The following is a 10,503-nucleotide window of genomic DNA, read 5'->3' as shown; positions in this document are numbered from 1 at the left end:
GACCGCTCCCTGCGCGCCCGCCAGCCGAAGCTGGCCGCCGGCCTTGCGCAGCTTGCCCGCAGACAGGGTGAGGATGCCGATCCCGGCGCTGTCCACGCGGTCTATGCGGCTCAGGTCGAGGACCACGCCCTTGGAGCCCTCATCCATCAGTTTGTCGATCTCCCATTCGAGTTCCTGGCAACTGTTGCCGAGCGTGATCCGGCCAGTCAGCTTGAGTACGGTGACGCCGGCAGGCGCAGCTTCGCGTTGGATGTTGAGCAGCATCGTGGATCCCCCCTGGCAAGTCTTCGTCCTCCCAACCCCCGTGGCAGGACCTGAGGCGGACCATCATACTCGTTTCGGCAGTGGCTAGCACCAACTGTCGATGGGATGCCCGGCCTCTGTTACCGTCGTGTACAAGAGCCCGCGAGCGGTTACAATGCGAGGCATTCCAGGGGGAAAAGGGGACCAGCGGACCATGGCCACGTTCAAGGTCGGTTTCAGCGAAGCGATCACATCTCTGTTCACGCCCGAGTCCAAGACGTCCGTCGCCGTCTTCCGCCACGGCTCTCTGGAGGTGAAGATGTACGCGCCTCGAAAACACGATCCGCAGACTACGCATACCCGCGACGAGGTTTACTTCGTGGCCCAGGGCCGGGGGACCTACTTCCACGCCGGGGAGCGCCAGCCCTTCGGGCCCGGGGATTTTCTGTTCGCGGCCGCCGGGGTCGAGCACCGCTTTGAGGATTTCAGCGACGACTTCTTCGTTTGGGTCTTCTTCTATGGGCCTGAGGGCGGGGAGAAGTAAGGCGCGACCACTCCGCAGTCGAATCCAATCCGCCCGCCGACGGCACAAATCAGATTGCAGAGGTTAGGGTCTCGGTCCTGCCCGCCAGATGCTTCGGGCATGAATGCCCTCAGCATGACGCCTTCCATGGGTCTCGCAGGAAACAACATACAATGTCGGGCGTGAAGCGGATCTGCGTGTTCTGTGGGTCGAATGTGGGGCGGCGGCCGGAGTACCGGCGCGCGGCGGAAGAGCTGGGCCGGGTGCTGGCGGCGCGCGGGGTGGGGCTGGTCTATGGCGGCGGGAACATCGGGCTGATGGGGGTGATGGCGGACGCGGTGCTGGCCGGAGGCGGCGAGGTCCAGGGGGTGATCCCGCACGCGCTGGTGGCGCGCGAGGTGGCGCACAAGGACTTGCACAAGCTGCACATCGTGGACTCCATGCACGAACGCAAGCAGCTGATGGCCGACCTGGCGGACGCCTTCATCGCCTTGCCCGGCGGCTACGGGACCTTCGAGGAGTTCTGCGAGGCGGTGACCTGGTCGCAGCTCGGGATCCACAAGAAGCCCTGCGGGCTGCTGAACGTCGAGGGCTACTTCGATCCCCTGATCGCGCAGTTCGACCAGGCGGTGCGCGAGGGCTTCCTGCATCCCGACAACCGGGCGCTGGTGCTGGAGGCGCGCATGCCAGAGGCGCTGCTGGACGCGCTGGCGCGATGGAAACCGCCGGTGAAGGAAGCGTGGATAGAGAAGAGAGAGAGGTAGCTAGTAGCTAGTAGCTGGTAGCTAGGAAAACGAAGGCCGCGGCGTTCACCGCGGCCCCTGGCTACTAACTACCAGCTACTAGTTTATGTCGAACTGCTCCTGGTGGAGCAGGGGGTCGCTCTTGACGATGACGTTGCGCCGGGTGAGCTCCTCCAGTTCGGTCAGCCAGCGCGCGTTGTTGGCCTTGAGGGCCTTGGCGACCTCGGGGTTGACGCGCAACACGACGTCCCGGCCCTCGAGATGCTTGGCGACCTTGCGCATCTCGACATAGATCTCGTTGCAGACGGTGCTGACCGACTTGATCAGGCCGGTGCCGGTGCAGTAGCTGCAGGGCTGGCCGAGAGTGCGTTCCAGCGACTGCTTGACCCGTTTGCGGGTGATGGCCACCAGTCCGAAATCGTTGAACTGGAGCACCTTGGAGGGGGCGCGGTCGTGGCGCAGCTCCTCTTCCAGGGCCTGCAGGACTTTCTGCCGGTTGCGGCGCTCGTCCATGTCGATGAAGTCGATGACGATGATGCCGCCCAGGTCGCGCAGGCGGATCTGGCGCACGATCTCCTTCACCGCGTCCACGTTGGTCTTGACGATGGTGTCTTCCAGGCGCGCGGTCTTGCCGACGTACTTGCCAGTGTTGATGTCGATGGCCACCAGGGCCTCGGTCTGGTTGATGACGATGTATCCGCCGGACTTGAGCCAGACCTTGGACTTGAGCGCCTTGTTGAGCTCGTCCTGGATGTTGAACTGCTCGAACAGGGGCGTCTCCTTGGAGTAGAGCTTGACGCGCTTGACCAGGCCGGGCTGGAAGCGGTTGGCGAAGCGCAGCACGCGCTCGTATTCCGATTCCGTGTCCACCCAGATCTGGGAGAAGTTCTGCGTGACCTGGTCGCGCAGGATGCGTTCCACCAGGTTGAGGTCGTGGTAGATGAGCGCCGGGGCCTTGGCATCGTCGGCGCGATGGCGGATCTCGGACCAGAGGTTGAGGAGGAAGCGCACGTCGGCGCGGAGGTCGTCCTCGCTGGCGCCGGCGGCGGCGGTGCGGACGATGAAGCCGCCCGGGCCCGCATGCTCGGACTGCAGGATGCGCTTCAGGCGCTGGCGCTCCTCGTCGGAGGCGATCTTGCGGGAGACGCCGATGTGGTTCACGGTGGGCATGAACACCAGGTAGCGTCCGGGGAGCGCGATGTGGCTGGTGATGCGCGCGCCCTTCTTGCCCATGGGTTCCTTGGCGATCTGGACGAGGATCTCCTGGCCCTCTTTCAGGAGCTCGGAGATCTGGGGCTGGCCGCCGCGCTGGATGTTGCGGCGCGGACCGCCGCCCATGCGGCGCCCACCGCGACGTCCGCGTCCACGGCGGCGGTCGAAGCCGGGGCGCTGGCCGCCGCGCTGCTGGTATCCGGCGGTGCCGGTAGGAGCGCGCAGCTCGGCACGTGCGCCTTCTTCCTGCTCGGCGCCTTCGGCTGAGACCTCGGCTTCGGCTTCGGCCTCGGCCTCTTCGAAGCCCTCTTCCTCGCCTTCGACCTCCTCGGTGTCCTCCTCGTACTCGCCCTCGGCGAGTGACTCGGCGGTGTGCAGCTTCACCTCTTCGCCGATGTCCTCGGGGCCGGAGTTGGGAGTCTCGCCGTTGAAGGGCTGAGCACCGTGCTCGAGGGTCTCTTCCTCGAGTTCTTCGAACTCGATGTCGTCGGAGGCTTCGGAGAACCCGGCCTGCTCGGTCTCCTCTTCCTCGATGGTCTCTTCCTCGAGGACGCCCTGGCCGGGAGCGAAGGCGGCGGGCGGAGGAGGCTCGAGGTGCTCGTGAGACGCCCTGCCGGGCGTCTCTACCGGAGGTTCCTCGCGGGTCGCGGCTTCGCCGCCGAAGACGGCGGCGACGTTCATCTGCTCAGATCTCGCCGCGGCCTCACGTGCCTCGTGGGCTGCGGCATCGAGCAATTCGCGCGGGGGCTCCTGGGTGTCCGGAGTGGGAACGACAGCGGCAGCGCGGACGTCGCCGGTGTCTCTAGGTTCTTCGTACCGTGCACGGTCCTCAGCGGTCCACTGCTCTGCCACATTTCTCTGCGGTTCAACGTTCGCAGAAGCCTCTACGTGCTCTGGAGCGGTTGTTTCGGCCGCACTTACCGCCGTGGGCGGCTGCGGCGGCAGATTGCGGTACTTGGAGATGGACTCGCCGGGCAGGATGATGGGCTGGTATCCGGCGGGCGGACCAAAGCGTGGGGGACGAGACTCGCGAGGGCGCTCCGGCTCTCGCGGCTGCTCGCGCTCCGGTTCGTGACCGGGCGCGGCCTCGGCGCGCGACCCTTCATTCGCGAACTTGGAGTCGGGGATGCCGCGCCCGCCCCGGCGACGGCGGCGGCGATTGCGCCAGCGGCCTCCGTTGCGGTCATCACCGCGCTCTTCCGGAACGTTCTGGGCCGGCGCGGGCTCGGCTGGCGGGCGCAGCTCGATGGGTTCAGCCGGCGGCAGGATGGGGGCGGAGCTGGGGACCGGCTCGGGGCCCCGGCCGTGGACGGATTCATCGTGCGCCTCAGTGATGATGCGGTCGAACTCTTCCTGGTCTTCCTGCTCTTCGAGGAAGTCAGTGACGTAAAGGAAGGCGTCGCGCTCGAGGCCGATGTCCACGAAGGCCGACTGCATGCCCGGAAGCACCCGCGTGACCTTGCCCTTGTACACCGAACCGGCGAGCGTGTACTCGTTCTCACGCTCGAAATAGATCTCTGCTAACTGGTCCTCTTCGACGATCGCGACTTTGGTCTCGTGCGGGGTCGAAGAGACGAACAATTCTTTCGACATGCTGTCTCCCTGCCGCGTTCTGATGGAGCGCGGCTAGCGGCGGCGAGACAGAGCGGAGAGGACGGAGTCGAGCCCAGGGCAGCGCCTCGGAAGACGAAGCGGGCTACCGTGGTTCAGGATGAGTGGGATTCTTGGAATGCTGTTCGGAATCGTAGTCACCTGTCGCGCGCTCGATCCAGGACTTGTGACCTCACAGCCGCCTGCGGTTCCTCCCACCGATGCAGGCGACGGGGTCGTTAACCCGTCCCGGGGCGCTGCTCTCGTTCAATCCTCTCCGGCCCTGGTTCCGGCCGGCCGTTTGCCCTCATTTCCTTTCTCGCGAGGGCGAGCGAATCTTGAAACTTCCGGCCGCCTTACGGCGGCACGACAAACGCGCATTCGATCGCGCGGACTTGCTTCTCAGTTCACGAACCGGCGCATGCGGATGTTCATGACGATCCCCAGGGCCAGGAACGTGAAAAGAACCGACGAGCCGCCGTAACTCAACAGCGGCAGCGGGATACCGGTGACCGGCATGAATCCGACCACCATGCCGATGTTCACCAGGACGTGGAAGGTCAGGACCGCAACCACGCCCATGACCACGAAGGCCCCGGCACGGTCAGGCGCCGTCTGGGCATTGTGGACCAGACGCATCAGCACTACAAAGTATAGCAGCAGCAGGAGCAGCGCGCCTACAAATCCGTGCTCCTCGCAGAAGGCGGCAAAGGCGAAGTCGGTGTGGGGCACGGGAAGGAATCCGCCCACTGTTTGCGAGCCTTTGGTGGCCCCTTTGCCCCAAATACCTCCGGAACCAACGGCGATGAGGGATTGCTGAACTTGGTACCCGGAGCCCTGGGGGTCGGCCTCCGGCTGCATGAAGCTGACCAGGCGCTCCTTCTGGTAGGGCTTGAGGAAATGCCAGGCCACCGGCAGCATCAGGGCTGCGATGAGGATGATGGCGGCGGCGTGGCGGTAACGGATGCCGCCCAGGAAAAGTCCCATCACCGCGATGGGGAGATAGGTGAGGGCGGTGCCCAGGTCGGGCTGCTTGAGCACCAGGAGCATGGGCACGGCGACCAAGGCGCCGGCTTTCACGATGTCGGAGACGGAGGCTTCCTCGCTCTTGGAGTCGGCGAAGTACTTGGCGATGGCCACGATGAGAATGAGCTTGACCCACTCCGAGGGCTGGAAATGCTGTCCGCCGGGCAATTGGATCCAGCGGCGCGCGCCCAGGTACTTCTTGCCGATCACCAGTACCGCCAGCAAGGAAATGACGGAGGCGATGTAGAACCAGTGCACGCTATCGAGCAGGGCGTGGTAGTCGATGAGGCTCATGAGGAACATCACGCCCAGTCCGGCGAGGATCCAGTACACCTGCTTGACATGGACGCCGGCGAACTTGGTGTTGTAGGTGGCGCTGTAGATCTCCATGATGCCCAGACCGCAGATGACCAGGACAAAAGCCAGCAGGACCCAATCGAAATCGCGGACGGAGAAGAAACGGGCCACTAGCGAGTCACCCCAGGCAAGAAAGAGGCAGGAGGCAGGAGGGCGGGCTGTTGTGGCACGGGCGTGTCGCCCGTGCTCCCCGGCCGGCACGGCCGGGCCACACAATCGAGATCGAGGCCTGGCGCGGCGCTCACTGGTTTGAATGAACCATCGGTTGCAATCGACACGCGGCCGGCCTGGAGGGCGTCTTCACCCTCGGCATTGGGCCGGTTCCAGAAGCCGGAGACCTGGGTAGGCTGATCGGCGCCGGCCATCTTCAGGCCGCGCTTCCTCTGCTTTTCGACGAACGCTTTGACCACCGCGGCGGAGGTCCGGGCGGCCAGGTATCCGTGTTCACCTTCCTCGAGCAGGACGGCGACGATGATGTTGGGATTGCGGCGGGGGGCGAAGCCGACGAACCAGCCGTTGTCGCGCACCGAGTGCTTGTGGCCGAGCTTCTGGGCCAGGGCGTTGCTCATGGTCTGGGCGCTGCCGGTCTTGCCGGCGAAATCAATGTCTTTCAGGCGGGCGCTGGGAGCAGTGCCTTCGGGCTGCACGACCTCGGCCATCGCGTCGGTGATGATCTCCCAGTTCTGGGGATCGAAACTGAACTTCACCTCGCTGGGCATGTCGCCGCCGATCTGCTTGAACCCGGGCGGCAGGTCGGTGGGGTTGGCGACGTGCGGCCGGCGCAGGTCGCCGCCCATGGCGATGCCGCCGATGGCGCGCATCAACTGCACCGGCGTGACCGCCACCGCGCCCTGCCCGATGCCGACCGAGATGGTCTCGCCGGCATACCACTTCTGCTTGAAGTACTTGGCCTTCCACTCTTCGGAAGGCATGACGCCTGAAACTTCCTGCGGGAGATCGATGCCGGTGCGCCTGCCGAACCCCAGGTCGGCTGCGTACCTCGAGATGCGGCCGATGCCCAGCCGCTCGGCGAGGGTGTAGAAGAAGACGTCGCAGGATTGATAGATCGCCTTGCTGATGCCCACCACCCCGTGGGTGCGATGCTCCGCCGTCACCCAGCACTTGAAGTAGCGGCCGTAGAAGACCCCGCCGCCGCCGCAGTTGACGTTCATGGTCTGGGCGATGCCTTCCTGCAGGCCGGCCGTGGCCATGATGATCTTGAACACCGACCCGGGGGCGAGCTGGGCCTGGATGGTCTTGTTGAGCAGCGGCTTGCCCTCGTCGGTGACCAGCTTGTTCCACTGGTCACGGGTGATGCGGACGGCGAAATCGTTGGGATCGAAGGTGGGGCGGCTGACCATGGCCAGCACTTCGCCGGTACGCGGGTCCATGGCGATGATGCCGCCGTTCTTGCCGGTGGCGTCGAGAGCCTCCTCGGCGGCGATCTGAAGGTCGAGATCGATGGTGAGCTTGAGCTGCTTGCCGGGGATGGCGGGGGTCTCGCTCAGGCGGCCGACCTCCTTGCCGCGGCTGTTGACCAGGGAGCGGCGGTAGCCGTCCTTGCCCATGAGAATGTCGTTGTAGGCCTGCTCCACCCCGGAACGGCCGACCACGTCGCCGGGTTCATACAACTCGTAGGCGGGCTGGTTGAGCATTTCCTCGCTGACCTCGCCCACATAGCCGATCAGGTGCGCCATGAAGCCGTTGCGGGGATACAGCCGGCGGTGCACCATGATGGTTTCGAGCTCCGGCAGCTCGTTGCGGTGGGATTCGATGAAGGCCAGTTCGCTGGGGGTGATGTCGTCCTTCAGCACCATGGGCTGGTAGGCCGGGGCGTAGGCGAACTTGCGCAGCCGCTCCTTGATCTCGGACACCGGCATGTGCAGGCCGGCAGAGATCTTCTCGATATCGTTATTGATGTCCTTGAGCTGGTCGCGCAACAGCAGGGCGGAGAACGAGGGGTAGTTGTCCACGATGACCCGGCCTTCGCGATCGAGGATCTTGCCGCGCGGCGCCAGGATGGGGATGGTGCGGACCCGATTGCGCTCGGCCAGCGAGGTGTAGCGCTCGCTGTCGCCGACTTGCAGGCGCGCCAGACGGAACCCCAGCACCAGAAAGATGGCGAGGATGAAGTACTGAACGAAGGTCAGTTTTCCGAGCGGGATTCGTTCGTCTCTATTGAACATCTACCACGTCACTACTGTCGATTCGATGCAGCCGGAACTCTGCTTGATTTGCAATTTGTGATTTGCAAAGTCGACGGCTAACCTTACAGATCACAGATTACAAATCACAAATCCCTCAGGCGCGCTGCTTGTAGCGGTCGAGGATGGCGAAGACCACGATCGCCAGCAGTCCGTTGGCCAGGGCCGCACCGAACGCGTGCAGCCAGCGCCACTCCAAGCTGAGTCCCCCGATGTTGCGGGCCACCAGGAAGTACACCGCCTGGTGCACCCAATAAAAGACAAAGCCGATCAGCAGCCGCGAGCCCGGATTCTCTACGTCGATTTTAACCCCGAGCGAGGAAGCGCCGTATCCGACAACCGTCTTGGCGATGCCATAGAGCCCCAGGGGCTGGTGGGTCAAGGCGTCCTGGAGCAGGCCGATGACCGCCCCGGTCATCAGGCCGCTGACCTGGCTGCGCCGGGCCACGGCAAAGAACAGGGTCACGAGCAGGGGCAGATCGAAGACGGAGAAGAAACGCAGCCGCACCGGGACGAAGACTTGCGCCAGGATGGCGAGCAGGGGGATCAGCACGGTCGCGAGCGCGCTGAACTTGTAAACCTCGATCTCTTCGCGGGAGGTGTAAGTGACGGCCACGTTCACTGCGGCGCCCCCTGGTCGGGTTGAGCCGGCGGTTGCACGACGGGCTGGCTCGGGGCCGGAGGCGGAGCGGGCCTTCCTGTGGGTTTAGTCACGTTCGCCAGAGGCCGGGGCTCTGACCCGGCGGCGCGGGTCGAAGACCCGCGCTCCGCCCCCTGGGTGGCTGTTCCGGGGGTTGCCGGCTTTGGCGCCTCGGGTTTCGGCTTAGCAGCCGAAGGACCCGTAGATAGAGCAGGCGTGGCCGCAGTCTTCTCGCCTTCGGGTGGCGCCTTCTTCTCTACGGTGGGCAGGCGCTGGGCGAGGATGTCGGCGGCGCGCATGGGGCCGCCGGTGTCGGCGCTCTCCGGTTCCCTGTCCACGATCCTGGTGATGACCAGCACCTCCTCCAGGCGGGAGAGGTCGGCGGCGGGCTTGATCCGGATGTTGAGGAAGAGATCGCGTCCGGGACTGACGGCGGTGACGTTCCCGATGGGCAGCCCTTTGGGGAAGATGCGGTCGCCGCCGCTGGTGAGCACGCGCTCGCCGGGCTCGACCTTCTCGTCGCTCATCACGTACTGCATGGAAACTTCGCCGCCAGCCGAGCCCTTCAAGATGCCCTGCAGGCGCGACTTCTCCAGGATGGCACCCACGCCGCTCGACTGATCGCTGATCTCCAGCACCTGGGAGGAGTGGCGGAAGGTGTGCAATACCTTGCCCACGATGCCGCCCGGCGAGATGACCGCCATGTCGGGCTGGATGCCGTCGTTGGCGCCCTTGTCGATGTAGAGGATGCGGGACTGCTCGCTGCCGCTGGAGCCGATGACCTGGGCGGCCACCGTCTCGGAGATGACCTGCTCCTTGAACGCGAGCAGGGCCTGCAGGCGGCGGGCCTGGTCGGCATCCTGCTTCAGTCGGACCTCATCGATGCGCATGTGGTCGATCTGCTCCTTGAGGGCGCGGTTCTCGGCCCGCACGTCGCGGAGATCGAGGTAGCTGGTCCAGACATTGCGGAAGCCGCGGCTGGTGCTGACCACGGCCCGCTCCAGGGGAGTGATGGCGCTGACCACCCAGTAGCGGATCAGGAGCATGGAGCCGGCGTCGGTGGGCTTCTTGACCTGCACCGCCAGGCCGATGATCTGCACGAAGAGAACCGCGACCAGGATGGTCGTGTTGCGGTAGCGGGCTAAGACGTTCTCCATCGCGCTCAGAAGCCCGGCGGAATGCGTGCCGGGCTGGGGGAATGTGTCGAGTTTCCCACTCAAGCCAAAACCGGGCTTGGGTGGGGCACCCTCGACGTTATTCGATCGAAATCTTGCGCAGCAGCTTGAAGTCGCTCAGCATCTTGCCGGTGCCCAGCACCACGCTGGCCAACGGATCGTCGGCGATGGAGACGGGCAGGCCGGTCTCCTCGCGGATGCGCTTGTCCAGGTTCTTGAGCAGAGCGCCGCCTCCGGTCAGCACGATGCCGCGGTCGCTGATGTCGGCGGAGAGCTCGGGCGGGGTACGCTCCAGGGCGACGCGGATGGCGTTCATGATGGTGCTGACGCATTCGCTGAGGGCCTCGCGGATCTCGCTGTCGTCCACGGTGATGGTCTTGGGCACGCCCTCGATCAGGTTGCGGCCCTTGATCTCCATGGTGAGCGGCTTGTCGAGCGGGTAGGCGCTGCCGATCTCGATCTTGATCTGCTCGGCAGTGCGCTCGCCGATGAGCAGGTTGTACTTGCGCTTGAGGTAATTCATGATGGCTTCGTCCATCTGGTTGCCGGCCATGCGCACAGAACGCGAGTAGACGATGCCGCTGAGTGAGATCACTGCAATGTCGGTGGTACCGCCACCGATGTCCACGATCATGTTGCCGCTGGGCTCGGTGATCGGCAACCCGGCGCCGATGGCCGCCACCATCGCTTGCTCCACCAGGTGCACCTCGCTGGCCTTGGCGCGGTAGGCCGAGTCCATCACCGCCCGCTTCTCCACCTGGGTGATCTCGGAAGGCACCCCGATCACGAT

Annotated in this window: 9 protein-coding genes; 2 read left to right on the top strand and 7 right to left on the bottom strand. The window is 65.0% G+C overall.

What is annotated here, in order from left to right; genetic code table 11:
* On the bottom strand, window positions 1–264 hold a 264-nt coding region (locus tag VMS96_11330; protein ID HVP44017.1), incomplete at its 3' end, for an STAS domain-containing protein.
* Between the two features lie 193 nt (window positions 265–457).
* Between VMS96_11330 and VMS96_11325 the strand changes: the two genes are divergently transcribed.
* Together VMS96_11325 and VMS96_11320 are read left to right on the top strand one after the other, a co-directional pair.
* Entirely contained in the window at window positions 458–787 is a 330-nt protein-coding gene (locus VMS96_11325) for a cupin domain-containing protein (GenBank protein HVP44016.1), read from the top strand.
* Window positions 788–948: 161 nt separating this feature from the next.
* On the top strand, window positions 949–1,530 hold the full coding sequence (locus VMS96_11320; protein ID HVP44015.1) for a TIGR00730 family Rossman fold protein: 582 nt from the start codon (window positions 949–951) through the stop codon (window positions 1,528–1,530).
* A gap of 78 nt (window positions 1,531–1,608) precedes the next feature.
* Here the strand turns inward: VMS96_11320 and VMS96_11315 are convergent, their stop codons facing one another.
* The 6 genes from VMS96_11315 to VMS96_11290 form a co-directional block, all read right to left on the bottom strand.
* Window positions 1,609–4,314 carry an Rne/Rng family ribonuclease gene (locus VMS96_11315; GenBank protein HVP44014.1) on the bottom strand — a complete coding sequence of 902 codons (2,706 nt, stop codon included), beginning with the start codon at window positions 4,312–4,314 and terminating at the stop codon, window positions 1,609–1,611.
* Window positions 4,315–4,713: 399 nt separating this feature from the next.
* On the bottom strand, window positions 4,714–5,805 hold the full coding sequence (gene rodA / locus VMS96_11310; GenBank protein HVP44013.1) for a rod shape-determining protein RodA: 1,092 nt from the start codon (window positions 5,803–5,805) through the stop codon (window positions 4,714–4,716).
* Entirely contained in the window at window positions 5,805–7,880 is a 2,076-nt protein-coding gene (mrdA, locus tag VMS96_11305; GenBank protein HVP44012.1) for a penicillin-binding protein 2, read from the bottom strand. Before mrdA ends, rodA begins: the two co-directional genes overlap by 1 nt.
* A gap of 115 nt (window positions 7,881–7,995) precedes the next feature.
* Window positions 7,996–8,520, bottom strand: a complete 525-nt coding sequence (gene mreD / locus VMS96_11300; protein HVP44011.1) for a rod shape-determining protein MreD — start codon at window positions 8,518–8,520, stop codon at window positions 7,996–7,998.
* Window positions 8,517–9,695, bottom strand: a complete 1,179-nt coding sequence (mreC, locus tag VMS96_11295; protein ID HVP44010.1) for a rod shape-determining protein MreC — start codon at window positions 9,693–9,695, stop codon at window positions 8,517–8,519. Before mreC ends, mreD begins: the two co-directional genes overlap by 4 nt.
* Window positions 9,696–9,792: 97 nt before the next feature.
* A partial coding sequence (locus tag VMS96_11290) for a rod shape-determining protein (GenBank protein HVP44009.1) occupies window positions 9,793–10,503 on the bottom strand: 711 nt, incomplete at its 5' end.

The sequence above is a fragment of the Terriglobales bacterium genome (genome assembly GCA_035543055.1).
Classification (GTDB): Bacteria; Acidobacteriota; Terriglobia; order Terriglobales; family Acidobacteriaceae; genus JAIQFD01.
The sequence above is the reverse complement of the archived record's forward strand: the minus strand, read 5'-3'. Positions and strand labels throughout refer to the sequence as shown.